Source organism: Listeria tempestatis (genome assembly GCF_963575625.1).
Taxonomy (GTDB): Bacteria; Bacillota; Bacilli; order Lactobacillales; family Listeriaceae; genus Listeria; species Listeria tempestatis.
In genome coordinates, this window is the sequence record NZ_CAUYTK010000009.1 from 49,932 (window position 1) to 74,223 (window position 24,292).

Below are 24,292 nucleotides of genomic sequence, written 5' to 3' on the forward strand. Positions count from 1 at the left end.
TTAATTGCTTGTTTTAAGAATGATGGCATCTTTCAAAATATTGGCGCCATTTACTGTACCGTAATCTTTTGTATCAATAACTTGAATCGGTTTTCCCGCTTCATCTGCAATTTCCTTCAACATTTTAAATTGATGTTTGATTTGTGGCCCTACCATAACAACATCAAAATCTTCAATATATTCACGTAGCTCCCCGGCTGGATGTGCTTCAATGCGAATGTCGGTATTTTTTAATTTTTCGCTTCCAGCAGCAATTTCCTTCATTTTTGTGACCATCACACCGGTTGAAGCCCCTAAGTTACAAACTAATAAAATATGCAATTTATCAAAATTCATTTTCTGTCGCCTCCTGCTTTCCTTTTAATTCGATATACATATCAATCATTTCACGAATTAGCGTAGAAGCTAGAATCGTGTTCATTAGTGTGTCCTGTGCATGTACAAGCAAGACGGAAAATTCCGTTTTATCCCCGCGAATTTCTTCTACCATTAATTCTGTTTGCACTTTATGTGCTTCATTCATCAATCGATCTGCTTCCACTAATTTTTCTTCCATTTCACTTTTTCTGCCCGCTTTCGCACATTGTAATGCTTCAACAAGCTGCGAAAAAGAATCTCCAGCAAGTGAAATTAATGAAAATGCGATTTCTTCTGTTTTCATAAAACTACCTTCTCTCATTCATAAATTGCAGATTTCACATAACTATAAATATCTTTGTGGCTTTTGGCTGAAAGAATTCGGCTAACTTGTTCTTCGTTTAGCACTACTTTCATCAGCTGCTCGACCAAACGTCTTGCTTCCTTCGATTCAAAGGCAAGCGTGAAAATCAAACGGACGGGTTCGCCGTAACGATCAAAAAAGGAAATTCCCTCTTCTAAAACGGTCACTGCCATACTATCTTTTAAAACACCATCTTTTGGGCTTGCATGTGCCAAAACAATTCCGGGAGCAATGACCATATACGGACCAAACGCCTTTAAATGCTGGATGATTTTTTCCGTATAACGTTTTTCAATACAACCTGTTTGGAATAAAACTTCTGTTCCGAGCCTAATAGCTTGCTGCCAAGTGTTCACATGTTTTTCAGTGACGATAAGCTGCTCTTTGAACTCGATTTCAGGCAGTTCAATGTGTTCTTTTTTAGGCTGCTTGGTTAATACGTCTAACAAATCTAGTTCCAACTTACTAAGATTGATAATTTGTGTATTTTCACTAATGATATTCATAATTTCACTAAATTTATCAATCGCTTGTTTTCTGTTCGTTACGAGTTTCATTTGAAAATGCTCTTGCAAGAGTTGCATATCTTCTTTTTGTAAGTAACTATGAATGCGAATCATTTTTTTAGAAGATATATCAGGAATTTTAACGGTCGTAATGACGTAATCAAATTGTTCCAACATTTTTTGATTGAACTTTCGAAGTGACGTTGTTGAAATGGACGAAAACTCAAAAAGCTGATTGAGTTGAACTTGCAACATATTAGAAACAGCCATTCCTTCCGCACAAACGATTAACAGTGTTGGACGATTTCGTTCTAGCGCATGACTTCTTTCAAGCTCAGAAGCAAAATAAATGGCTAAAAACGAAACTTCCTGTGCACTCGTAGAAAACTCAAATTCTTCCTCCAGCTCCTCACAAATTTGCTTTGTTGCCAGAAAAATTTCTTTGTTATCACGCATGAAATCAGAAAAAATCGGATTTTCCACACTGATTCCACCACGAATTCGCCTAATCATTAAACTAATGTGTGAGGTAATCTGATTAAAAAATGCTTGATTGTCTGTCAAAAAATCGGTATGGTAAAGCTCGCCCATTTTGACGCAAAGTCGTTTGGAAAAATCCATGACATGTTCAATTTGTCCAGCATCTTTAAACTGTTTCACCGCATTAATAACCGTTTCAAGTCCCATATCATACATACTGCCGCCATTTTTCCATGTTTCGTAACGAAAATCTTTAGACACACTCCGCATTTTAAGAAGCATGACCAAAATGGTAAGGTAGAGCTGGTCATCCACATTCCTTCTTAAATTTTGCGTAATCGCATCCACTTCTGACACTGCTTCCTTTAAAAGAGAAAGTTCAAAAAGATTATAAAAAAAGAGCTCTCCTTTTTTGGATAAACTTTGTTCTGATTCGAGAAACTGATAAAATTCGCGCATATTCATGAATTTAAGTAGCTTTCTAGCAAAAAGCGTACACTTTGTTACAATATCGCCAGTCACTTGATACCCAATACGCGTTTTATGAATAAGCGTCATGTCATTCAAAAATACATCGCCATCAATTGCGCGTAAATGATTGAGCACGGTTGATCTAGAAATAAATAAGATATCCTGAAAATATTGCACAGAAACTGGTTCTTCCTCTAAAAGTAATTTGAGTAATAAAAACTGTTCCATTTCTTCAGCATCATATTTATACTTTTCTGGCGTCATTTGTTGCTTAAACTTCTTAAAGCTTCCGCTAATTTTATTGCGATTTTCAATCATTACACCTTTTTTAGGATGTCTACTAAGTTTTTCACCGTTCAATTCAACCAAAAAGGCATCAATTTTCTCCAAGCTATAGCGAATATTGCGTTCAGAAGTTTTAAAAGCAAGCGCGAGTTCCTTCACTTTCTCATAATCATCACGAGTCAACAGTAAATCGAGTATGTCAATGCATCGTCTATCTAATTTCAATTTTATCCCCCACCAACTCTTTAAAATAAGCTTACACGCAAATAAAAACGCTTTCAATTGTGCATATAACTTCTTTTGTCATGAAGTCTGAACAAAAAGTTTTACTTTTCCATTTTAGCTAGAAAACTGCAGCAGATGAATAGGTCTTCCGTCTTTCAATGTATAATTACATAGCAAATTGTATCCTCTGATTTCAAGAATATAGTTTGCTTTTTTAATTTCTATCATGAAGAATATATTTTTTATGTAGACATAACGCAACAGGAAAATTTACTTACCTGGATAATCCAAATGATGCTAAGTTAAAGCCTTTCTTTTTAAGTCATGTATATTTAGGAAAAATATGCTATGATGAAGAAAATTAATGTGATAGTGAGGGATTTAAGATGGCGAAACATCGAATTTTCACGACGAGCTTTGCGAGTGTCTATCCGCTTTATGTGACGAAAATTGAACGAAAAGACCGTACAAAAGAAGAATTAGATACTGCCATTTGTTGGCTGACAGGTTATGACCAGGCGACTTTAGATGAACAAATTGCGGAGCAGGTTGATTTTGAAACATTTTTTGAAAAAGCACCCGAAATGAATCCAAAAGTGTCCCTTATTACAGGTACCATTTGCGGCGTTCGTGTGGAGGAAATTGAAGACCCTTTGATGCAAAAGATTCGTTACTTGGATAAACTTGTGGACGAGCTTGCGAAGGGGAAGAGTATGGAGAAAGTTTTGCGGGAAAATAAGTAAACAAAAACCTTGAAGCGTTTGCTTCAAGGTTTTTGTTATTTTTCTACTTTAAGACGCTCATACATTGCTAAAAATAGGGTGATTAGACCGACTGCGAGCAGAATATGTCCTAACCCCGCAATGCCAGATACGGCGGCGCCAGTTTCCTTCCCAATAACGGTCATCGTGCCGTGAAATGTCATTAGGCCGACGGTTAGGAGTAGACCCGCGTTGTAGACGTAGTAAAAAATGTTGAATTTTTTGCTCTTCATAATATGGAAGTTTTTTTCGAGTAATAGGACAATGATGAAAGTGAACATTCCGAGCATTAGAAGATGCGTATGTAGGACAGAGAGCTGTGTTTCGCCAGTAAAATCATTGAATTTTGTGATTTCACGGTAATATACTCCAGAAGTTAGTCCTAAAATACAGTAAATTAGTGCTGTTGTTAAAAGTTTTTTCAAAATTATTCTCTCCTTTTCGTTTAGCGTAAACCGTTTAATTCTTGGTATAAATCTTTTGCGTAGCTATCTGTCATGCCGCAAATGAAGTCGGTAATAAGAAGTAAGCGCAGGTAAAGTTTGACCGTTTCGTCCTGTCCTGTAGCGTTTTTTCGATAACATCCGATATAGTTATCTGAAATAAGCGACAGCAAACGTTTATCTTTGGCGGTTATTTTTTCAGGCATTGGGCTATCGTAGTAAAGCACAGCCGGAATGTAACTATCTAAAAGTGATGTAATAATTTTATTGCCAGCAATTTCTGACTCCACAACGCCTTGATTCGTATAAATATATGTGGCCGACAAGTTTTGAAGCACTTGCACAAGCTCAAACGCCTCAGACACATCAAGAAGGGAATCTTGAAATGTGCCCGCCATAATCGCCGCATAGTTTTCATAAAATTTCTCTAGCGAGCGGTTGATTAAATGTCCGCGGACGTTAGATGCAAGCCACTGCTGCGCAATAAAACCATCCTCTTGCCCCTCATAACGATCGGCTTTTTTCTTTAGCTCGTTAAAGCAAGCGGCCGTCACCCAATTGTGTTCTGGAACCTCTTCAAAGCCGCGCAAAATTTGCGGTATCGTGATGGTCCCTTTCTTCACACCATCTTCCAAATCCGCATTTAAATAGGCGATATCGTCTGCGACTTCAAGTAAAAACGTCAGTGGATGGCGACTATTTCCCGCGCCAGTAGCTTCTGTCACTTCATGAAAAATCGCTTCATCGGCATAAAAATAACCTAATTTCTTACTCCGAATTTGTTTTTTATTTATTTTTAAAGACGAAACTGGATATTTAATAATCGAATTTAGCGTGGCGTGAGTCAAATTGAGCCCATACTCATCAAACAAGTAATGCAACTTTGAAACAACACGTAAAACTTGGGCGTTCCCTTCAAAATGGTAAAAGTCCTGCTTCATTTGCTCACTTAAAATGTCCGTCAAAACTTGCCCATCATAATCCAAACTCGCTAAGTTTTCCTTAAACCATTCGCGAATTGATTCCTCACCAAAATGACCAAATGGCGGGTTCCCCATGTCATGTAATAAGCCTGCACAAGATAAAATATCAGCCATATTCATAGCGTGTTCCCGCGTAAAAGAATCATCTAATTTCTCCGTTAAAATCGTATGTGACACCATGTTCCCCATTGATTTTGCAATCGTCGAAACTTCCATCGAATGCGTTAACCGCGTCCGCACAAAATCACTTTTCTCCAGCGGAAAAATTTGTGTTTTATCTTGCAAACGCCTAAAAGACGCACTCATAACAATTCGTTGGTAATCATTTTCGAAAGCACTACGAATATCAGTGCTTTTCGTGCGCGTCACAGAAGATTCTCTCCGCCTCTTATCATTTAAAAGTTGATTCCACTTCATAAAACCCCTACTTTCTCCAAAAACATGTTCGCTTCAATATAAGTATAACGGAATTGCCGCTTTAGCGCGAATAAGAACCTATTTCTGGGAGAAAAGCATCTCGTATTGTTTTACTGTGTCCGAAAAACCAAATTCCATAAGCAAATTGATAAGCGATTTATTTCTTTCATCCACATTTATCATATTTAGCGTTGTAAAAGAAAACAGCGCCAGAATATGTGATAATAACGCCACGCCAGCTTCTTTCGTGTGTGCCTCCATTTGAATGAGTGATTGACTAGCCGAATTGATGATAGCGTAGCCAAGCACTTTTCCACCCTCCCGGTACACAAAACATTGGAACTGCTCACGCAAAGCTAATATAGCATGCCGATTATTTTGCCACGACGGCGGAAATAGAAGCGTGGTTTCAAGATTTCCAACTTGTTCAATTGCTTCTCTTGTCACATATGTTGACAATTGCGGCTGAATTTTCGGGAAATCTAGGCGGAGACATAAAAAATGCCTCGTGATTTGAAAGCCTTTTTGTGCATAAAGCGCGAATGCCTTTTGATTTTCTTGTAAAACCTCAAGAAGATATCCTTCTTTGCTACGCTCTTTTAGTAAACACAAGCTCATATCTAGCATTTTAGAAGCCACTTTGTGCGCTCGATACGAAATTTTCACACCTGTTCCTAGGTTATAAAAGTAGTTTTCTCTTTCTGCATTCAAAATAAAGCCGACTAAATCGGCACCACAAAAGGCGCCAACGGAAATATCCGCTTGAAATCCCTTACCAATAAGCATCTTTTGAAATTCAGCCACACTTGGTTTCATCTGTATCGCGTAGTCTGAAAAAGCGTCTAAAAACGTTTCGTAAATCGTCTGAACAGAAACGCCGTTTAAATTTTGGTATCGTATCAATTGCATCCCCTCCACATCTTTCCATTATACACAAAAAAAGCCCTTCTAAGTAGAAAGGCGCTAGCTTCAGAGTCTACGCGAGACAAAACATTCCACGCAAGATTATGCGCATGCTTTAAGCTTCTAAAAGTTGTTTGATGGTTTTTAAAACGGCATCATCGTTGTTTGTTCGGGTTGTAATGTAGTTTGCTTTTTCTTTTAGCGGATCGCAGGCGTTTTGTAAGGCAAAACTAAAGTCAGCTCGCTCCATAAGTTCAATGTCATTCCAGCCGTCCCCAAAGGCAACGGTTTCCGCTTTTGTTACTTGTAATTTCTCCTGCAAGGCTTGCACTGTCGTCCCTTTATGGACACCATAGTTCGAAATATCAATCCACATCGGCTCAGATGCCACAATGTATGCTTGACCAGTAAATTCTGCGAGCTTTTCTTTTGTTGCGAAACTTCTTTCGTGGGGGTCAAAAATCGTGATTTTCACGAAATCATCAGTAATTGCTTGATAGTCTTCCACAAAATCAACGTTTTGATAGGAGCCGCGCACATAATAATTAACAATTTCTTCCGGGGAACTATTTTTTACAATTGCGGCTTGTTTTGTGCAGGCAATAATCACATAGTCTGTCGCAATTTCTTCTAGCTTCTGAATAATCTGAAGCCCGAGCTCATTTGGAATAAGCGATTCATACTCATAACATCCATTACGCTTCATGCGCGTTGCACTATCACCTAAAATCCAAATATCCTCACTATCCGCGCCAAAAATCGCCTCCACACGCTCACACTGTTTCCCCGTACATGCTGCAAACGCAACACCTTTCTCTTTCATTAGTGCATTCACTTCTTGGAAAAAAGGACGATTAAATTCACTGTTTGAATTTAAAAAAGTGCCGTCCATATCCGTTATAATAAGCTTTATCATACCCATATCCTCCTTAGTTTTCCTTTAAAATAAAGTTATAATCCGTTGCTGCAAGAAAGAAGAGACCTTGCCAAACACTTTTTTGAAAATCGTAGTCGATGAAAATTGTCGGAGCATTCGGTTGTTTTGAAAAATATTGATGTGAAAAAAGTAGCTCGCGAATAATCGGTTCATCTTCCTTTTTAGCAGCTAAAATAAAACACGTTGGTGCAAGCACAGCATTGTATAGCCCCACAATTTCTGTTAAATCAGCCAATTGTTTTGCCTTTGTTTTAGGGACACCCGCATCCATTAGAAATGGTAAAAATTTGCCCTCACCAGCAAGTCCGTGACTACCTTCAAGCAATTTCCCATCGTTTAAAATGGTAATGCCTGGCATACTTTTAAGCGGGAAAAATACCCCAACAATCGTTGTCTTCAGAAGCGGCAATTGCTGCAGCAAACTATAACCAATCGTCATAACATGCGCATCGTTTTGAATCGTAACCGGAATTTCTGCCACCTCTTGAAGCGCGTTAACAATTTCCCAATCATCCAAAAGACTATACCAGCTTGACATCACTTTTCCGTCTGAAATTTTACCTGGAATAGACATACTCACTTTGATGATGTGTTGTTGCTTTTGTAAAACTAGTCGAACAATCTCACATAAATTGCTGAGTGCGACTTCCTGAAAATCAAAGGTTTCTTGAAAACTTGTTTCCCCTTTTAAATTGACAATTTTTGCATCGACAACAAGCTTTCCGCCCTGATCTTTCACCGCAAACAGTGCCAAGTATTCGCGATTATAGTTGAAATTATAGGTCATAGCTGGCCTGCCGAGCTTTGGCTGAATTTGCGCACCTTCACTAAGCCATTTTTGTTCCACAAGCTCTTTCACTAACGCATTGACCGTCACAACACTTAACCCTGTATCCTTTGCCATATCTACTTTTAAAACCTGTTCTTTTTGATATGTATACGCTAAAAGCAGGTTCAAATTTTGTTCTCGAATTAAATTGGCTTGGCTTTCCAAACGTCAGACTCCTTTCTTAACTTATTTAATTAACCTCCTTAATTATATCACTCAAACACGTTTTTTCCAAACAAAAAAAAGAGCACGTATAAAAAACATGCTCCTAACAAACTATTTTTTCAAAAAATCCGCTGTCTCTTTTTTGTTCGCACTGTTAAAGAAATACGACCCTGCAACAAGAATATCTACACCTGCATTCTTACATAAATCCGCCGTTTCTTTGTTAATTCCACCATCAACCTCGATCAAATAATTCAACCCATTTTCTTTTCGATATTGGTCTAAAAAAAGCATGTTGCGAACCGTCCCTGGAATAAAACGTTGTCCGCCAAAGCCTGGATTTACTGTCATTTGTAACACTAGATCCACTTCCGCTAAAACATTCGTCAAACTTTCAGCCGGCGTACCGGGATTTAAAACTACACCTGCTAAACAGCCTGCTTCTTTAATCTCGTGAATGACACGGTGGATATGTGGACAGGCTTCAATATGCACCGAAATAATTTTCGCACCCGCTTCCGCAAATTTAGTAATATATAAATCTGGATTATCAAGCATCAAATGCACATCAATTGGGATTCTAGTATCGCCAGCAATTGCACCCACCATATCAATTCCAAATGTTAAATTGGGCACAAAATGACCGTCCATAACATCAATATGCAAATAGTCGGCGAGAGCAATTTCGGTTTCGCGAATTGATTCGCCGAGTGCCAAATAATTTGCTGCAAGGAGCGAAGGAGCTAGTAACGCCATGTGTCGCCACCTCCTTGAACTAAATTTTGGACCATATTCTTTTGCCTCCTAATCAATTTCTGACCAAATTTTTAACGCCCGTGTCGCATAATCATGCGAATCCTTTTGATGAAAAAGTGCCGACGTCCCAAGAACAAAGACATCTGGGAGCGCGTCCCGCATAAGTCCGACCGTATGGCTGTTAATATTCCCGTCGACTTCTATAAGCGGAGCATACGGATTATCCTTCATCTTTTCTTTTAAAATAGCGGTTTTTGTAAGTACGTCCTGTCTAAATTCCTGCCCCGCAAACCCTGGATTTACCGTCATCATAAGTACCATATTCACATGGTCCAAGTACGGAAAAATAGCCTCAACTGGTGTGTCAGGATTAAGTGCAATCGAAGGTTTAATGTTATACGATTTAATTCTCCGAATAACTTCCATCACATCATCTGCAGCCTCCACATGGAACGAAATGTATTCCGGTCTAGCAACTTGAAACATATCCACATATTTAAGCGGCGTGACCGTCGCCAAATGAATATCAAGGGGAATGGACGTGGCACTTTGAAGCGCCGTCAAATATTCCGGTCCAAGCGCCAAATTATTGACGTAAATGCCGTCCATCACATCACAATGCAAAAGTTCAATGCCCGAAGCCTCTAGGCGCCTAAGCTCATCTGCCAAGTGAAATTGGTCCGCACACATAATTGATGCCGCAATTTGCCTCACCGTAACCCCTCACTTCTTTCCATATTTTTGACTAAATCAAGCCGTTTTGAATGCCGCCCGCCGCTAAACTCGGCGGAAAGCCAGGTATCAACGATTCGAAGCGCAAGACCCTCGCCTAGAACCCGCTCCCCAAGACACAAAATGTTGCTATCGTTATGTTCACGTGTTGCTTGCGCTGAAAAACAATCCGAAACAACCGCCGCCCGAATCCCCGGTACTTTGTTCGCTGCAATACTCATCCCAATGCCCGTCCCGCAAACTAAAATGCCTAAATCAGCTTCTTTATTTATGACGCTACGTGCAACTTCTTCTGCATAAGACGGAAAATCAACACTTTCTGTGCTGTATGTCCCAATATCGGTTACATCATATTTATCTTTTAAATGCCGCACAACGGCGTCTTTCAAATGAAGACCACCGTGGTCACAGCCAATTGTTATTTTCATCCTAATCCACCTTCTATGCTATAATAATCAGAAGGATGACTGCTTGCAATTCCCTAGCCCGCCAGCTTGGTTTTGTAAAAGTTGTCCTTTTTTGATAAAAAGTTGCAAAACAGTCACCCTCCTTCTCGTTACTTAATTTGACTTCACCAACACTTTGATTTCATTTCCAGCCATCACTGCTTCAAAAGCTGCACGCCAGTCATTTAAATCATAGATTTTTGTAATCATTTTGTCTGCATGAATGTGACCTTTAGCCAGTAAATCAAGCGCGAGAATCCACGAACTTGGTTTTTGTGAACGACTGCCAATATAAGCTATTTCACGTTGAATAATTGCTTCCTCATCAATTGCATTTTTCTTTTCAGCAAATAAGCCTACTTGGACAAAATCACCTTTTTTCTTTGTTAAAGGAAGTCCCTGATTGACTGCTGGGACAGCGCCTGAGCAATCAAATACTTTATCTGCACCATAGCCGTCTGTCATACTTAAAACAATGTCCTCTAAATCATCTGTCAGTGTATCAACAATCCTAGCTACACCTAGTTCTAGCGCCAGCTCAAGCCGTGCCCTATCTTTTGTTATCCCCGACATAATGACTGTAGCACCTTGCGCCACCGCAACCTGTGCTAGTAGGAGTCCAATCGGTCCCGGCCCTAAAATGAGGACTGTGTCACGCGCACTTACTTCCGTTTTTTCCAAAGCAGCATGCACACAACAAGCAAGTGGCTCTGTTAACGCCGCTGCCTCGTAGGAAATATTGTCTCTAAGCAAATGACAGCTCTCCTCTTTAGATAATACATACTCAGCAAAACTACCGTTCACCTGTGTGCCAATGCCTTTTCGGTTGCTGCACAAATTGTAATCTCGTTCTTTGCAATACTCGCACTCGCCGCAAGTTTCAAATGTCGTTTCGCTCGTCACGCGGTCCCCAATTTTGAAGTTTGTCACTTCTGGACCAACTTCCACAACTTCACCAGAAAATTCATGCCCTAGCGTAACAGGTGTTGTGGGATTTTTATATTCGCCTTTAAACGTATGAATATCCGAACCACAAATTCCTGTGTAGGCTACTTTAATTTTGACACGATCGCCATAAACCGTTGGAACAGGTACATCTCGGAGTTCCATTTTGTCATAGCCAGGTTCTGTCTTGACTACTGCTTTCATTTATAACACTTCCTTTTGTGGTAAAATCAGCACTTTGTTGTAATCTTCATTCCGGCCAAGAATCATTTCAAATGCACGGCCTGTGTCTTCAAGTGAGTAGCGATGCGAGATAAGTGGTTTCAATTTAATTTTCCCTTGACGAACAAACTCAATGGAATTATGCCACTCTTTTCCCGGAAACGGCGCCGAATAAGAATTCCAGAAACCTTTTAGCGTCAACTCACGCCTGAAAATATTTTCAAACGCTTCCTCGTGCAAGAGCACATCCGCATAAGCAATTCCTTGGTAGCCAATTTTCCCTTTCTTCTTTGTCACAAGCAAACACTGTTCCTGCGTCACTTTCGACCCCGCACACTCCATCGCAATATCCACACCTAAACCATTTGTTAGTTCTAAAACGCGAGCCCTCAAATCTTCCTTCTGGGGATTAATGGTGTGCGTGCATCCGAACTTACGCGCATCTTCCAACTTTTTATCGCTGATGTCAACCGCGATAATTTCCTTCACACCTGTTAAATTCAAACATTGCACCGTTAAAATCCCAATCGTTCCAACACCGAAAACTAAAACCGTATCACCGACTTTCGGCTGAATGCCCATAACACCGTGCATTGAAACCGCAAGTGGTTCAAGCATTGCCGCCTCTTCAAAATCGAGGTCGCGAATTTTAATTACGTTGTCCGCTTTCAAAACGGTATTTTCTGCAAAAGCACCATAAAAATGTGAGCCAATCATTCGGTAGTTATCACATAAGGAAAACTCACCAGATTTACAATAAGCGCATTTTTTACAAGGCAGAAGCGGAATGCCTGAAACGCGGTCGCCGACAACCACATTCGTCACATCACGTCCAACTTCTGTAATCACACCCGAAAACTCATGACCCATTACAGCCGGAAGCGGATACTTCCATCTCGTCTGCATCTTATGAATATCCGAACCACAAATTCCAGCCGCCATCACCTTCACGCGAACTTCATCCGCATGACAAACGGCTTCTTCAATTTCCTCTGCTTTAATTTCATTTTTTTCATAGAGCACAGCTGCTCGCATAATGTGTCACCTCAGTTATATTTTTCTTAGAAAATAGCCGCCCACATTTGGGAGAATTTCAAGATAATCCAGTTAAAGAAGTTACCACCCATATCAAGCGTACTAACCTCAGATGCACCTTTAGGGAATTCATATACGCCGCTCATCATTTCCGTATGAACAGGCCCAAAGTCCGTTGCCATCAGAAGCGCAAGAGCAATAACGACTGTTCCGGCTAAAACGGAGTGCAAAATGTTCCCTTTTCGACTTGCTACAACGAATGATACGTAAAATGGAATTGTTGCTAAATCCCCAAAAGGCAAAACCTTGTTCCCCGGAATAATAACCGCTAGGAAAAGTGTAATCGGTACGAGAATAAGACCAGTTGAAATATTAGCTGGATGCCCAATTGAGAGCGCCGCGTCAAGCCCAATATATAATTCACGGCCTTTAAAACGAGATTTCATAAAGTCACGAGCTGATTCAGAAATTGGAATTAAACCTTCCATTAAAATTTTAACCATTCGAGGCATTAGGAACATAACAGCACCCATCGACATACCAAGTTGTGCTGTTGCCCCGACATCGTAGCCTGCGAGTAGACCGATCGCAATACCGAGAATTAACCCCATCATCATTGGTTCCCCAAAAATACCAAAGCGTTTTTGAATGGTTTCTGGATCGATATGGATATTTTTAATCCCAGGAATTTTAGCAATCAGCCACCCAATTGGAATTCCGACAAACCCGAATGCCGCTGTGGAGCCTGTTGGTAACGAAATCCCTTTTAACCCGTAAAAATCTTCTACCATGGGTTGTGTTTTATCTGCCATCCAAAGTACAAGCACTTCGTAAATGATGGCACAGAGAATTGCGAACCACCAGCTACCGCCTGTTACGATATAACCTGTCGCACCTGCTGCAATGAAGTGCCAGTAGTTCCAAATGTCAATATCAAGCGTTTTGGTTGCCTTCATGAAAATAAGTAATAAGTTAACAGCCAGACAAATTGGAATTAAAATGGCCGCAACTGGCGATGCCCATGATGCTGCCGCCGCTGCTGGCCAACCCGCATCGATAATTGTTAAATTCATGCCAAACCGTTCCACCATCTGTTGCGCCGCTGGACCTAAGTTATCAGAAAGCAAGCTAATAACTAAGTTAATCCCAACAAAACCAATACCAATTGTAATCGCAGAACGAACTGCCTTTTTAGCTGGCACGCGGAAAATAAGTGCAATAAAGAAAATCATAATTGGTAAAATAACAGTTGGCCCGAGATTCAGCACATATTGTACTCCTGCTAGTAGTTTATCCATATTCTTTTTCCTCCCTCAAGCAAGTCTTTTTATTTCGATAATAAGGGTCATCTATTCCGAATATTTAGACGACCCTTAATCATCAGTTACTTTAAATACGATAAAATTTCTTCGTCCAATTCTTCCATGCCCATTCCTGTAATATAGCTTGTCGCAATGATTGCCGGAATTTTATATGTTGTTGGTAAAATAGTCGTCGACACAATTAAGTCCGCCCCGTCTTGAAGCCCAGCCGCTTCCGAAATTTTAATTTGTTTCACAGATGCATCAATATTATGTTCCTTCACTAAATTCTCAACCTTATCTGTTACAACCGTCGACGTCGCAATTCCTGCCCCGCATGCTACTAAAATTGTATATTTACTCATTTTAAATTCCTCCTACTGCTATTTTTTCTAAAGTTTGAATCATGTCGTCTGCTGAACTAGCCTCATTAAGCGCTTGAACGTTCCCCTTATCTTGAATGATGCTCATTAGTTGTCGCAATACTTCAAGTTGACTGTGTGGTTCATTTAAACCAAGTACAAAAATTACTTCTGCACGAACACTTTGGTTTTTATCTTCCATCAATTGGAATGGTATACCGCGCTTGCTCGTCAAAACGGCGATAAATTGTTCATTCACACATTCTGGGTCGGTATGCGGAAGCGCCACACCGTATCCATCGAGTTTTAATCCCGTAGGAAATATCTCTTCGCGTTCCTTCAATTTCCTTAGAAAATGATTGGTCACATAGTGGAGCTCCGTCCCCTGATCTGCCACCGTTTTGAAAACATCTTCTTGCGTTACGCAAGTTGTATCTGTCCATATCAGCTCTTTGTGTAAAAATTTCACTAAATCCATTACGACTCCTCCTGTAGCTCGTTTCCCGTATTATTTTTAATAATTGTGTGCATCATCTCTGTATTTTCAGCTGCCCTAAGTTTGGCAAGCTCACTCTTTTTACCTGAAAGTTCCATCAATTCACGAAGCGCTGTAAAATGCGCATTTTTATCAACTGCCGCAATCACGACAATAAAATGTAGCGGCGTCCCGTCCTCCAAAAACAACCCTTCTTCCACATAAAGCATGCTCATTCCAAGACTCAAAACGCCTTTCTCAGTTTCCGCATGAGGAATAGCAATCGTTTTTCCAAGGACAATGTTTAGCGAGGGCACCCCGTGCTCTTTTTGCATCTCATAAATATAATTTGTCGTAATAGAACCAGACGCAAGAAGAGGACTCGCCGCGATTTCAATCGCATCTTCAAAGCTTGATACTTTTTTCAAGCGAATAATACGTTCTTTTGGGATTAAATCAGCTAGATTTTGTATCCCCACACGGTCGTCTAGCTTTTTCTCCTCTGCCGGATGTAGCTTTTCCGCTAGTGCCCGTTCTAATTTTTCTGAATCGCGAATATCCGCGTATTTTTGGATGGTCTTCATTAAACTATCCACACTTAAATAGTCTTCAATCAAATAAACGGAGCGTAGTACCCGCCTTCTAAGTTCAATTTTTTCCTTTTCATCCATCAGTTGACTTATTAAAAAGAATTTTTTGTTCGTCGTAAGTGGAACCGCTGAGAACACCATATCGTAAAGTAACGTTGTCTGCTCAAATTCCCGAATTGACATGGCTTGGTAAAAGAAAATCTCCGGAAACAGACTTCGAAGTGTCTTCTCCATCAGACGTGAAATCGAAAGTCCATTTGGGCAAACTACAACGGCTTTCATGCGCGTTTGTAGTTTCTCGGTTGTTTCAATTAAATGTCCACCAACAAAAAGTGTAATGAAAATACTTTCATTTTCAGGAATTCTCGTCCCAATAAATTTTTCCAAAGGGTAAAGAGACTGTTTCACAATGTAGTGTACTGCCTGAAATTCCTCATCAATCCTGTCTAAAATACTGTAATCAGTCGTTAAACGGTATTTGATGCGATAATATGCTGGTTTGATATGGGCAAACAGTTTTTCTAGTAGCGTTTCTTTATCAACAAGTTGAACTACTGCTTTTTTCTCAAATTCTGTTAAAAATTCTGCTAATGCAAGTCTTAGTTTTGGCATTTCCTCCGATTTAAGATGATCTTTCAAAAGAACATTTGTCGTTAAAATTTGAAGCGTAATGTACATTCGTTCTTCTTTCGATACATTTCCCAAACCGCTGATTAGAATTTCTGCCGCGCCGTATTCGCGCGTATCTGAAAGTTCGCTATAATCAATCTGGAAAGCTGTCGTAATGGTCTGATTGCTATTTATCCTTCTAAAAATCGCAATTAAAATATACGGCAAAATTTGCATTTTACTATCAATAAAATGTAAGTTGAGATGTGTTTCCACTTGTTCGAGCTTCAAACGAATTCCTTCAACCTCTACTTTTTCCATCTGCATAAAACGCTGTAAATAATCTTCGCCACCGTAACTTTCAATCACATGTTCTGCTGCAATTAGCATCGCCGTTCGTGCATTCCACTCGTCTCCCACAATCAAATACCCTTTCATACGTGAATATTTGACTTCAAGGTGGAACTTATCAAGCATCTTTTGAACAGCTTTTAAATCGCGTAATACAGTATTTTTACTCACCTCCAGTTCACTAATAAAATGATTTAACGATAACTCCTCATTTCGAGTCGTGAGCATAAGAATGATTAAACTCGCTCGTTCTTTTTCAGAAGGAATATACCAATCGGCTTTTTCAAACTCATCCTCACCAATAATTTTAAACAGGTCGGGGTAGGTAACAAACCGCCCACCAGCACCGCGATGAATTTTAGGATAGGCTTGTTCTTCTAGCCAACTATTAATTTTCAAAAAACTATAATCGACTTGCCTGCGACTAAGCCCAAACTTCTCCTGCAACTCAGCATTTGTGACATCTGGATGCCTTAAAATCTCCTTTAGAAGCGTATCGCTACGTTCATCCAAATACATGTCGTTCCCTCCTGTTCTATTTCATTATAATTCTTAGCCAAATAAAAATGTACACGCTTTCATCCCCAAAATTCGTGGAAGCCGTGTACATCTTTGGACTTTACTTGTGCAAATTTTAACAAAATTCACATATTGCACCGATAAAAACCGCTTTACCATACCATTTCATTTCAAAGTTTGTTAACCGTTTTGTACATCATGAGACCAAAGAGCAAAAAAACATAGCGCTTTGCTGTCCAAAACGCTATGCCTACAATTATTATACAAATTCACATTTACAAAAAGCAACCTCCTTTTCAAAAAGATACCGTTTTATTATGCGTAATCGCCTTCCAAAATCATAATCTTATTGCCAATTGGATCGAGGAAATTCAGTTCGCGGCCGCCCCACTCGGCAAGCCTCGGCGGCGTGTCTGTCACTCCGCGCGCGTTTAGTTCCGCGTAAGTTTCATCTAAGCTTTCACACGAAAAAACAAACTCAACTGGCGCGCTTCGCTCCTCTTCCTGCCACACAATGATGCCTGGTTCAGCAAGCGTAAAGCCAAGTTTTGCCCCAATACTATCTCCGTGTCCTGGAAAAACAATTGGAATTCCAAGTTTTTTATGATAAAAATCCACAAGTTCCGCCGCGCTCGGCCCCGCAATGTTCACACCTTCAAGTTTTCTAATCATTTATTAGCACACCTCCATAAATCTATTCTACCCTAAAATGTCACACCACATCCCCTTTTAATCAAATAACGTCTAAAAATCTCTTAATCTGGGTATAAAACAATATAAGAAAGGGTGAGAAAATTGACAACATATAAACGAATTTTAGTTGGTGTAGACGGTTCCAACGAAGCAGAAGCTGCCCTAAGACGCGGAATCATAATCGCAAAAGAAGACGATGCCACACTCGGAATCGGCTTCGTCGCAGACATTCGCCGCATCGCCCCACTCATTGATTATGAACAAACCTATGCTAAAAAAGCCAAAGCTTACGGGGAAGAACTCGTAGAAATCTACAAAAATGAGGCCGAAAAAGCCGGTGTCAAACACGTTGAAACTTTCGTCCACTTTGGAACTCCCAAAACCACATTCGTGAAAAAAATACTTAAAAATTTTGGCGCCGACCTTGCACTCGTCGGTTCAACTGGCCTCACCCCATCCGAACAACTTATCCTCGGTAGCGTCACCGAATTCGTCGCCAAACACGCCGACTGCGACGTCATAGTTGTCCGCGGTAAGCCTTGGAATAGGACGAGTCTTGAGTAAACATAGGCAGGAACTTATAGAGCCAATTTAGATAATAGCTTTATAGGTTTCTGTTTTTCTTATCATGATTCATATATTTACTCGTCTCTAGATTAATGCTTTAAATAGTATTGATAAAAGCTCCCAAATCCAAATTCTTTCCAAAAGGACTTGTACCATTTACTCAAATCCTATGACAGTCCATTCATCTACAACAGCCCAAAGAAGTATCAATCCGACTCAAAACCGCTCTCACTCCACCACTTGTTAGAGCCTTAACTGCAAGGTTTGTTACATTTAAAATACGACGACTTTCTCCCATGATTTATCGGGTTAAAGCCGTCGTATAATTTTTTCTTTCTCTCTATTAATTTAATTAGGTGTATCCCGAGATTACGTTAATTTAATTTGTTTAGTAATTTACTAATCTTATGCCGAGACATTTCATTTAACTTGCTGTCTTTCAAATTTCTATACAAAATTTCTTCCATTTCATCTGGTTTGCTATAAATTTTACTGAAACTATCCATAAACTCATTAAACATTTCTCTCTCATTAAGCTGCTCTACTGTCTCAGGTAAATATACCTCTTCTTGAAATTTATATGCATTATACACTGTAAATAAAAGTGCATTAGCAGTACAAATCCATAAAGCTAACTTCCTCTCATCATTGGTAAATTGCATTAAGGTTAATATTCCCGTATCTTCTAAATTCTCTAAATAAAAATATAAATCATCTGCATCAATGTTTTTTTCTATTATCCACTGCCAACATCTATCCATTGCCTCTTCAACAAATTTATAATTAGCATCTTCTTTCAAATAAGGTAGTATTTTATCACAGAGGCTTAGAAGGTATACTATTTTAGATGTACAGCTCAATGTTTCCCATTTATTAAACATTTTCCCCGCTTCTTTATTCATAGCAGGCAAGTACCTGTTGTGACGACTTTCGCTCCACTTGATAATAGATTGACGCATGGATAAATGTTGCGGAGGCACTCCCTTATTATGTTTTCGAACTATAATCATTTCAAAAGACATTGCTAACAATCTTTAGATTGGATTGTTTGGATACTCCACTAAATATTTATTAATGACTTTTTGTAATTCTTCATCTTGTGGTTTTTCATTTAAATATTTGTACTTCCATATAACTATTTGGTCCGTAAAATCATAATTTGTCTTAAACCAATTAGTATAATCATAATGTATCTTAAATTTACCCGCACTATCTAGACTCATGGTAAATGAATACCACAACTCTTGACCACTTTCTTCAAATGCTTTTCGTAGTTCCTCACTTAAATCAAATAATTTCATTTTATTATCACTAAACTTACTTCTATCTATCTTATATTTAAATGGAAGTTCAACGCTATACTGAAAAGAATTTGGTCTATTCTTTGTATTATAAAAAAAATATGTGCCTCCCCCATTTTCTGAAATCTGAGCATAAAAATAAAACTTCTCCCATGCTTCTGGTATCATTTCATTCACTGTTTCTGCAATCTCTTTGTATAGATAATTTAATTTTTCTTCCATTTCCATATCAACCACCTGCCTGATTTTTTATTATTTTATCAAAAATACCTTTTCCATCAATTTCATAAATAACTTCAAACTTATCTGGTCTTAAAGATGCACCCGTATATTTTGGAGATATTTTAACAGATACCCTTCTTGGTGGAGTTTCTTTTAAAGCATTTGACCATATTTGCTCCATTGAATACCATTCGCCACCAGAACGGTTAATTTGACTGTTTTGAGCGACTAGATTATCTATATCTCCAGGACCATTGAATTGACTACCAATTAAATGACCTCCATCATCATCTATTAATCTATCTTCTCCTTTGCTCACACAAAAAATCAGAAAGCAAATGGAATTCTCTAAAACTGACTTCCCTTACTTACTGATATAAATTCTTATTCAATCGGACCCATCAATTCAGTAATTAGCAAAATATGCTCTCGAAGCTTTGCTTTTTCCAAGTTCTCCACCTTCTCAGCGCCACCTAAACCCAATAATGGGACATACCCGAAGCATTCATCATATTTTGGCTGTCCATACATCTCTATCGCTTTCAGAAAAGGAGACCAGTGCATATACTCTTCTTTAAACTTTTCAGATTCCAAGCTTTTAAAGAATAGATTTATTTTTGGAATTAAAGTCACTAGCTGACCATATCTAAAGTTTAACAATCTTACATAACCGTCCGCCCAGATAATTAAGTCCCCCATGCCAGTTGCAAATAAAACTATACCTTCCTTATATCTCTTACTCACTACAGGAATCAAATCCACATATTCATCTGGATTAACGCTCCTTAAATAGCCTTGATAAAAACTCCCAAATCCAAATTGTTTCCAGACAGATATAATTTCATCGGGGACTAATCCTGTATACTTTGTAATAATTTCGGAAGAGGGGCTATCTTCTATATTAAAATTGCTGAAAATTTTATCCATTTTTCTCCTCCATATTTAAATCATTTTCTTTTATACTAATGGCATCAATAGTTTTTATGTCTGTAACTGTCATTTTCAATTCCTTTCTATAAATTTATTACAATAATCCACAATATATTCATAGATATACTTGCCCTCATTACTAAATCTTCCATACTTATTATTTTCCATGCATCGAATAGCATTTTCTTTCGCATCTTTATAATTTTTTTCGTATATCTGTAATAACATATTAGTTAAATCAAAATCATAGAGCTGTTTTTTAGTTTGAGCCTTTGTAAAATCCAGAAAGTCATTATAGCTATTAAAACTAATAACAAGTTGTTCCAGATATTTATAGGACTTTTCAAACAATTCTTTAGATAAAGTTTGCAGACTCTCTAGGCTCTTAAATTCCGCATCCTCATAGAACGCTTCAAAGCCATCCACCTTAAATGCACCATTTGCACGCAAGCTCATTGGTTCATCTATATTTGATTGCACATTAAACACTTCCCAGAAAATGTCATCAGAAACAAATGGTTTTATGTTCCCTCGCGCGCGAAGAATATCATTGTTTATTCCTGTCACACTAAAACGTATATAAATAAAATAATCTCCTAATCTTCTATAAAGGACACCTCCTTTTGATTTTAATTTATTTGATTTCATGTCAGCTCTAATTGAATCAACAATTATTTTATCTAATTCCTTTCTTTTCACTTTCAAAGTCAATCCCCTCACCCTCAGTAAGTGACAAAGTATATTCGCAAAGTTTTACTTTTCAAATGAAACTATTGCTATTTATCACATTAAGCCCCTCAATACGCTTCGAATAACACCTATATCTTCTTTTTCAATTTCATCTAGACTGTTTAGGTACTCTGTAACCTTTTTTATGAAAACTTCATTTTGAGAATTTATTTTCTCAAAAGTTTGAAGACAATGTTCAATAATTTCTTCACTAACATTTTCAATAGGTGCAGGCAGATGCATTTCGTTATTTAACAGATAGGCTTGTTGGTAAATGTAAGAAACTGCATCTATTATGCAATCCCACTTTAGTTCATTCCCATACTCTTCATCCATTTGCATATATATAAATAGCCCGCCAAATTCTGTTCCATCATCTAAAAGTTTATAAATCTCATCTCCAGTAGGAATACCTGTTTCCATCCATTCCCAACAAATATTTAAAGTTACGTTTATTTTTTCGTAATATCTGTCCTCTTCCATACTCCTTAAAAGGTAGTCACTAATCCCTAGAACAAGGATTTTTTTCTCTTTTTGGGATAAAATCTCCATTTGTTCCCCTCTTCTATAGCCAGCCTACTAACACACCACTTTTTAATATAAAACTAAGTTTTCCAGCTACTTTTACTCCGTCATGGATTTCAGACTTCGGCTACATATCTCATGTTTCAAGAAGATTCTTTCTGCCTCTCTTAAATCAAAATCAGAAAGCAAAAGAGGACATGTTCTAAAAACTAGATTCTTTTACTTTCTGACATACAATCCTTATTCAATCAAAACTATCTATTTAGTAAGTGACAAAATAGATCCACAAAGCTTCATTTTTCACAAGTTTGCCTTTTCTCAAAGTCGTCCAAACAATTGATGCTTCTATTTCCAGTTACAAATAAAACTATGCTCTTCATATCTCTCTTACTCACTTCGGGAATTATGCTTGTATGCTTTGTAATAATTTCAAAAAGAGCACTTGTAATTAAACTCAGCGAGAAGATTTGTACCATTTATTCAAATCCTATGACAGTCCATTCATCTACAACAGCCCAAAAATCAAGATTGTATCTTGGCGCTTTCTTCGCTGACCATAGAACTGCCTTATTAATTGATTGGGTTGTTAAGTCTAGAACAACATACATACCCATACCATTACTGAAAAAACCATAACTTCTAGATAAATCAATCTCAGGGGTTAAACCCTCATCTTCAATTATTGACCATTCATAATCATCTAGGTAAGTAATGTTTTCTATACTATCTATCCCCATGCTTTTGCTGGGAAAATAATAAAAACCATCATGTAAGCTTTCATAAAACTCGCGTAACTTACTCGGCAAATTTCTCCAGTCACGTTTCAGCCCTTCGTGATTGTTAAAGTTTTCTTCTAACGGATTGCCTCCTACATAGTATAGCACTTTATTAGCTGAACTTTTAATGGAATAAAGCATGTAATATCTACTTCCTATCCTCATAACTTCAACATCTTCTAAAAATTTTTCTAAATATGAAATTGTATTTCTCAATTCTTCTCCAATAATATCTTTCCATTTCTGAATAATTCTATTAATCCTATCTGACGAATGGTTCATCGCTAATATCTGGTTCCATAACGGAGGAACATCATCGCCAACAAATTCATTACTCTTTATTAATTCAACTTGTGTGTCTTTAATAAAAATATATTTATTCAAAAAGTTTAATTTGTCCTCATTAACCATAAAGAACTACCTTCCTCTCAAAGTTTCATCTATTATCTGTTGAATCTGTACTTCCAACTCTTTTTCTATTCTTCACCTGTAAAATTATCTTTATAATTTAAAAGAGCTATCTATTCTTCTCTAGTTAATTTTTCAAAACCTTCCATTTTAGCAATTTTATCCATTGATACAATATGGTCAGCTTCTAATCTACTCGTTACCTCTTTACCTGGTATAGCTGGATCTGTCATTGGTAGAGATATATCCTCATTTACCTTATCTCTTAGTTGAGGAGTAGGAGTTTCTCCTCTTAATTCTTTATACAAATCATCTAAAATTCTTCTATCTCCATATCTCGCCCCTGATGAAACAATGTCATCCCCACCTGCAATACCTCATCTATTTTACCACTTGCAGAGCGTCCACCGCCACCCAAAGAAGTATCAATCCGGCTCAAACCTATTCTCACCGCTCTCTTTATATACTTACCACGTCTTTATATTTCCAACTCAAAACAAAAATCAGAAGGTAAAAGAGGTACATTCTAAAAATGCGCTTCCTTTTACTTTCTGATTTCATCAAAACACTATTAATGTTCGCCTTTTAATAGAATTATAAAAATGCTTATTTCAGAGACAATGTTTTTTTCTTTCTTATGCTTCAATAGAAAAATCATTTAAAAACTCATTAAAAGTATCTGCCAATCGATATACATTTCCTTCATCAGTCGAACTATTTAAAATATGTGCATTATCCCAAAAATAAATTCCCTTTTCGCTATCATCAGTTATCATGACAAACAAACCTGAATTATATTCAGTGCCAATAATACGACTTGCTGGCGGGAGTTCATCATTGTAATCAAGATGTCAAGTTTTTAAATCAAAATTCTTATTTTGATTTATTCCCAGTAAAGAACCTAAGACTATTTCTTCCTCTGAAGGTAATAAGTTCATCACTAAATAATTTTTTGTAGGCAACCCTCCATTATTTTGTATTAAAAAATTTTTATAGTCATTAGGAAATTCAATATTTAACTCTGCTTCTAGCGTTGCTACTTCCCTCTCTGATAGTTGACCAAATCCAGTAATTTTTTTACTTATTTTCTTAAAGCAAACCCACCTCTATGTGTGGACCTGCTATGTATTAATAGCGGCACATCTTGCAATGTTCTGCCATTTAAAACCATGTCATACAGATTATCATAATAGTATATCTTGAAATCCTACTTCAGTAACTACTTCGTCCGAAAATTTGATTCCTAGCCCATGCTCTGTTTCCCACGTACAGTCACAAAGAAAACCAGCTTCTCTTATTTCATCATCAAAAACCATTGGAAAAATTATTTGTTTAGGAGTTACAAGCAAATATATTTCTTCTTTTTCCGTTATCTCAGGAATAAATTTCTTCTTGTCTTCTGCACTTACAAACTGCTCTCTATAAGCCCCGCTTTCTTTTTGATAATAATTAAATACAGCCTCTTCTGCGTCATTAATTCTTTTATCAATATCTAAAAAAAATCTTTTATAAGATTCTATTTGAATCATTTCGAAATCAGCATCATCATCTGCATCAATTACAACTTGTATATCATATTTTTGTCCAAAAAGTTTAAGCTCCATAACTTTAGTCCATCCATAGTCATATTCTATTTCGCCAAACACTTTATGATTAATTTTTTTCCCCATTA

The 24,292-nt window shown here is 37.9% G+C and carries 32 protein-coding genes; 2 read left to right on the plus strand and 30 right to left on the minus strand.

The annotated features are described in order from the left end of the window. The 3 genes from R8923_RS10940 to R8923_RS10950 are packed head-to-tail and all read right to left on the minus strand — an operon-like array spanning position 1 to position 2,688. Complete coding sequence (locus tag R8923_RS10940; protein ID WP_485872794.1) at positions 1–336, minus strand: PTS sugar transporter subunit IIB; 336 nt, start codon at positions 334–336, stop codon at positions 1–3. After that, the gene (locus R8923_RS10945; protein ID WP_485872795.1) at positions 326–661 is read right to left on the minus strand and encodes a PTS sugar transporter subunit IIA; all 336 of its coding nucleotides are present in this window, start codon (positions 659–661) and stop codon (positions 326–328) included. Before R8923_RS10945 ends, R8923_RS10940 begins: the two co-directional genes overlap by 11 nt. Before the next feature lie 14 nt (positions 662–675). Continuing rightward, positions 676–2,688, minus strand: coding sequence for a BglG family transcription antiterminator (locus tag R8923_RS10950; protein ID WP_485872796.1), 2,013 nt, complete (start codon positions 2,686–2,688; stop codon positions 676–678). A gap of 386 nt (positions 2,689–3,074) precedes the next feature. Between R8923_RS10950 and R8923_RS10955 the strand changes: the two genes are divergently transcribed. Next, on the plus strand, positions 3,075–3,431 hold the full coding sequence (locus R8923_RS10955) for a DUF2200 domain-containing protein (protein ID WP_485872797.1): 357 nt from the start codon (positions 3,075–3,077) through the stop codon (positions 3,429–3,431). Between the two features lie 35 nt (positions 3,432–3,466). Here the strand turns inward: R8923_RS10955 and R8923_RS10960 are convergent, their stop codons facing one another. The 15 genes from R8923_RS10960 to R8923_RS11030 all read right to left on the minus strand — a co-directional run bounded on the left by R8923_RS10960 (position 3,467) and on the right by R8923_RS11030 (position 17,141). Further along, entirely contained in the window at positions 3,467–3,874 is a 408-nt protein-coding gene (locus R8923_RS10960) for a DUF2871 domain-containing protein (protein ID WP_485872798.1), read from the minus strand. Positions 3,875–3,894: 20 nt separating this feature from the next. Continuing rightward, entirely contained in the window at positions 3,895–5,292 is a 1,398-nt protein-coding gene (locus R8923_RS10965; RefSeq protein ID WP_485872799.1) for a deoxyguanosinetriphosphate triphosphohydrolase, read from the minus strand. 78 nt (positions 5,293–5,370) lie between these two features. Continuing rightward, entirely contained in the window at positions 5,371–6,195 is an 825-nt protein-coding gene (locus R8923_RS10970; RefSeq protein ID WP_485872800.1) for an N-acetyltransferase, read from the minus strand. 115 nt (positions 6,196–6,310) lie between these two features. Further along, complete coding sequence (locus R8923_RS10975) at positions 6,311–7,111, minus strand: HAD-IIB family hydrolase (protein WP_485872801.1); 801 nt, start codon at positions 7,109–7,111, stop codon at positions 6,311–6,313. Positions 7,112–7,124: 13 nt separating this feature from the next. Continuing rightward, the gene (locus R8923_RS10980; protein ID WP_485872802.1) at positions 7,125–8,126 is read right to left on the minus strand and encodes an ROK family protein; all 1,002 of its coding nucleotides are present in this window, start codon (positions 8,124–8,126) and stop codon (positions 7,125–7,127) included. Between the two features lie 111 nt (positions 8,127–8,237). After that, a complete protein-coding gene (gene rpe / locus R8923_RS10985; protein WP_485872803.1) occupies positions 8,238–8,882 on the minus strand; it encodes a ribulose-phosphate 3-epimerase in 645 nt (214 codons plus the stop codon). Positions 8,883–8,930: 48 nt separating this feature from the next. Then, entirely contained in the window at positions 8,931–9,596 is a 666-nt protein-coding gene (locus tag R8923_RS10990) for a ribulose-phosphate 3-epimerase (RefSeq protein WP_485872804.1), read from the minus strand. Next, positions 9,593–10,042: a ribose 5-phosphate isomerase B gene (gene rpiB / locus R8923_RS10995; RefSeq protein WP_485872805.1), complete on the minus strand. Its 450-nt coding sequence runs from the start codon at positions 10,040–10,042 to the stop codon at positions 9,593–9,595. Before rpiB ends, R8923_RS10990 begins: the two co-directional genes overlap by 4 nt. 132 nt (positions 10,043–10,174) lie before the next feature. Then, positions 10,175–11,209 carry a zinc-binding dehydrogenase gene (locus tag R8923_RS11000; RefSeq protein ID WP_485872806.1) on the minus strand — a complete coding sequence of 345 codons (1,035 nt, stop codon included), beginning with the start codon at positions 11,207–11,209 and terminating at the stop codon, positions 10,175–10,177. After that, on the minus strand, positions 11,210–12,262 hold the full coding sequence (locus R8923_RS11005; RefSeq protein ID WP_485872807.1) for a galactitol-1-phosphate 5-dehydrogenase: 1,053 nt from the start codon (positions 12,260–12,262) through the stop codon (positions 11,210–11,212). Between the two features lie 26 nt (positions 12,263–12,288). Then, positions 12,289–13,560 carry a PTS galactitol transporter subunit IIC gene (locus R8923_RS11010; RefSeq protein ID WP_485872808.1) on the minus strand — a complete coding sequence of 424 codons (1,272 nt, stop codon included), beginning with the start codon at positions 13,558–13,560 and terminating at the stop codon, positions 12,289–12,291. 86 nt (positions 13,561–13,646) lie between these two features. Next, positions 13,647–13,928: a PTS sugar transporter subunit IIB gene (locus R8923_RS11015; RefSeq protein ID WP_007476945.1), complete on the minus strand. Its 282-nt coding sequence runs from the start codon at positions 13,926–13,928 to the stop codon at positions 13,647–13,649. A gap of 1 nt (position 13,929) precedes the next feature. Beyond that, positions 13,930–14,403, minus strand: a complete 474-nt coding sequence (locus R8923_RS11020) for a PTS sugar transporter subunit IIA (RefSeq protein WP_485872809.1) — start codon at positions 14,401–14,403, stop codon at positions 13,930–13,932. After that, the gene (locus R8923_RS11025) at positions 14,403–16,469 is read right to left on the minus strand and encodes a BglG family transcription antiterminator (protein ID WP_485872810.1); all 2,067 of its coding nucleotides are present in this window, start codon (positions 16,467–16,469) and stop codon (positions 14,403–14,405) included. The genes R8923_RS11020 and R8923_RS11025 overlap by 1 nt, the downstream gene beginning before the upstream one ends. Before the next feature lie 315 nt (positions 16,470–16,784). Beyond that, positions 16,785–17,141, minus strand: a complete 357-nt coding sequence (locus R8923_RS11030) for a VOC family protein (protein ID WP_485872811.1) — start codon at positions 17,139–17,141, stop codon at positions 16,785–16,787. A gap of 123 nt (positions 17,142–17,264) precedes the next feature. Here R8923_RS11030 and R8923_RS11035 point away from each other — a divergent pair, with 123 nt between their 5' ends. Further along, positions 17,265–17,726 (plus strand): universal stress protein, encoded by a 462-nt coding sequence (locus tag R8923_RS11035; RefSeq protein WP_485872812.1) that lies wholly within the window; start codon positions 17,265–17,267, stop codon positions 17,724–17,726. A 377-nt stretch (positions 17,727–18,103) separates the two neighbouring features. Here the strand turns inward: R8923_RS11035 and R8923_RS11040 are convergent, their stop codons facing one another. From R8923_RS11040 to R8923_RS11095, 12 genes are all read right to left on the minus strand, one after another. Continuing rightward, positions 18,104–18,751, minus strand: coding sequence for an Imm6 family immunity protein (locus R8923_RS11040; RefSeq protein ID WP_485872813.1), 648 nt, complete (start codon positions 18,749–18,751; stop codon positions 18,104–18,106). A gap of 12 nt (positions 18,752–18,763) precedes the next feature. Further along, on the minus strand, positions 18,764–19,252 hold the full coding sequence (locus tag R8923_RS11045) for an immunity protein YezG family protein (RefSeq protein ID WP_485872846.1): 489 nt from the start codon (positions 19,250–19,252) through the stop codon (positions 18,764–18,766). 7 nt (positions 19,253–19,259) lie between these two features. After that, entirely contained in the window at positions 19,260–19,571 is a 312-nt protein-coding gene (locus R8923_RS11050) for a DNA/RNA non-specific endonuclease (RefSeq protein WP_485872814.1), read from the minus strand. Between the two features lie 65 nt (positions 19,572–19,636). Continuing rightward, on the minus strand, positions 19,637–20,179 hold the full coding sequence (locus tag R8923_RS11055; RefSeq protein ID WP_485872815.1) for a T6SS immunity protein Tdi1 domain-containing protein: 543 nt from the start codon (positions 20,177–20,179) through the stop codon (positions 19,637–19,639). A gap of 75 nt (positions 20,180–20,254) precedes the next feature. Next, positions 20,255–20,893 carry a hypothetical protein gene (locus tag R8923_RS11060; protein WP_485872816.1) on the minus strand — a complete coding sequence of 213 codons (639 nt, stop codon included), beginning with the start codon at positions 20,891–20,893 and terminating at the stop codon, positions 20,255–20,257. A gap of 72 nt (positions 20,894–20,965) precedes the next feature. Then, the gene (locus R8923_RS11065; protein WP_485872817.1) at positions 20,966–21,463 is read right to left on the minus strand and encodes an Imm6 family immunity protein; all 498 of its coding nucleotides are present in this window, start codon (positions 21,461–21,463) and stop codon (positions 20,966–20,968) included. Between the two features lie 449 nt (positions 21,464–21,912). After that, positions 21,913–22,623 (minus strand): SMI1/KNR4 family protein, encoded by a 711-nt coding sequence (locus tag R8923_RS11070; protein ID WP_485872818.1) that lies wholly within the window; start codon positions 22,621–22,623, stop codon positions 21,913–21,915. A gap of 110 nt (positions 22,624–22,733) precedes the next feature. Then, entirely contained in the window at positions 22,734–22,928 is a 195-nt protein-coding gene (locus tag R8923_RS11075; protein ID WP_485872819.1) for a hypothetical protein, read from the minus strand. A gap of 5 nt (positions 22,929–22,933) precedes the next feature. Then, on the minus strand, positions 22,934–23,059 hold the full coding sequence (locus R8923_RS11080) for a hypothetical protein (protein ID WP_485872820.1): 126 nt from the start codon (positions 23,057–23,059) through the stop codon (positions 22,934–22,936). A 196-nt stretch (positions 23,060–23,255) separates the two neighbouring features. Then, entirely contained in the window at positions 23,256–23,396 is a 141-nt protein-coding gene (locus tag R8923_RS11085; RefSeq protein WP_485872821.1) for a hypothetical protein, read from the minus strand. A 75-nt stretch (positions 23,397–23,471) separates the two neighbouring features. Continuing rightward, the gene (locus R8923_RS11090; RefSeq protein ID WP_485872847.1) at positions 23,472–23,705 is read right to left on the minus strand and encodes an SMI1/KNR4 family protein; all 234 of its coding nucleotides are present in this window, start codon (positions 23,703–23,705) and stop codon (positions 23,472–23,474) included. Between the two features lie 99 nt (positions 23,706–23,804). Further along, complete coding sequence (locus R8923_RS11095) at positions 23,805–24,290, minus strand: DUF6985 domain-containing protein (RefSeq protein ID WP_485872822.1); 486 nt, start codon at positions 24,288–24,290, stop codon at positions 23,805–23,807. Between the last annotated feature and the right edge of the window lie 2 nt (positions 24,291–24,292).

What these genes read in the sequence shown, in the direction of transcription:
- R8923_RS10940 (WP_485872794.1), bottom strand. Translation starts at nt 336, where the DNA reads ATGAATTTTGATAAATTGCATATTTTATTAGTTTGTAACTTAGGGGCT.
- R8923_RS10945 (WP_485872795.1), bottom strand. Translation starts at nt 661, where the DNA reads ATGAAAACAGAAGAAATCGCATTTTCATTAATTTCACTTGCTGGAGAT.
- R8923_RS10955 (WP_485872797.1), top strand. Translation starts at nt 3,075, where the DNA reads ATGGCGAAACATCGAATTTTCACGACGAGCTTTGCGAGTGTCTATCCG.
- R8923_RS10965 (WP_485872799.1), bottom strand. Translation starts at nt 5,292, where the DNA reads ATGAAGTGGAATCAACTTTTAAATGATAAGAGGCGGAGAGAATCTTCT.
- R8923_RS10975 (WP_485872801.1), bottom strand. Translation starts at nt 7,111, where the DNA reads ATGATAAAGCTTATTATAACGGATATGGACGGCACTTTTTTAAATTCA.
- rpe (WP_485872803.1), bottom strand. Translation starts at nt 8,882, where the DNA reads ATGGCGTTACTAGCTCCTTCGCTCCTTGCAGCAAATTATTTGGCACTC.
- rpiB (WP_485872805.1), bottom strand. Translation starts at nt 10,042, where the DNA reads ATGAAAATAACAATTGGCTGTGACCACGGTGGTCTTCATTTGAAAGAC.
- R8923_RS11000 (WP_485872806.1), bottom strand. Translation starts at nt 11,209, where the DNA reads ATGAAAGCAGTAGTCAAGACAGAACCTGGCTATGACAAAATGGAACTC.
- R8923_RS11005 (WP_485872807.1), bottom strand. Translation starts at nt 12,262, where the DNA reads ATGCGAGCAGCTGTGCTCTATGAAAAAAATGAAATTAAAGCAGAGGAA.
- R8923_RS11010 (WP_485872808.1), bottom strand. Translation starts at nt 13,560, where the DNA reads ATGGATAAACTACTAGCAGGAGTACAATATGTGCTGAATCTCGGGCCA.
- R8923_RS11015 (WP_007476945.1), bottom strand. Translation starts at nt 13,928, where the DNA reads ATGAGTAAATATACAATTTTAGTAGCATGCGGGGCAGGAATTGCGACG.
- R8923_RS11020 (WP_485872809.1), bottom strand. Translation starts at nt 14,403, where the DNA reads ATGGATTTAGTGAAATTTTTACACAAAGAGCTGATATGGACAGATACA.
- R8923_RS11025 (WP_485872810.1), bottom strand. Translation starts at nt 16,469, where the DNA reads ATGTATTTGGATGAACGTAGCGATACGCTTCTAAAGGAGATTTTAAGG.
- R8923_RS11030 (WP_485872811.1), bottom strand. Translation starts at nt 17,141, where the DNA reads ATGATTAGAAAACTTGAAGGTGTGAACATTGCGGGGCCGAGCGCGGCG.
- R8923_RS11040 (WP_485872813.1), bottom strand. Translation starts at nt 18,751, where the DNA reads ATGTCTTTTGAAATGATTATAGTTCGAAAACATAATAAGGGAGTGCCT.
- R8923_RS11045 (WP_485872846.1), bottom strand. Translation starts at nt 19,252, where the DNA reads ATGGAAGAAAAATTAAATTATCTATACAAAGAGATTGCAGAAACAGTG.
- R8923_RS11055 (WP_485872815.1), bottom strand. Translation starts at nt 20,179, where the DNA reads ATGGATAAAATTTTCAGCAATTTTAATATAGAAGATAGCCCCTCTTCC.
- R8923_RS11065 (WP_485872817.1), bottom strand. Translation starts at nt 21,463, where the DNA reads ATGGAGATTTTATCCCAAAAAGAGAAAAAAATCCTTGTTCTAGGGATT.
- R8923_RS11070 (WP_485872818.1), bottom strand. Translation starts at nt 22,623, where the DNA reads ATGGTTAATGAGGACAAATTAAACTTTTTGAATAAATATATTTTTATT.
- R8923_RS11085 (WP_485872821.1), bottom strand. Translation starts at nt 23,396, where the DNA reads ATGATAACTGATGATAGCGAAAAGGGAATTTATTTTTGGGATAATGCA.
- R8923_RS11095 (WP_485872822.1), bottom strand. Translation starts at nt 24,290, where the DNA reads ATGGGGAAAAAAATTAATCATAAAGTGTTTGGCGAAATAGAATATGAC.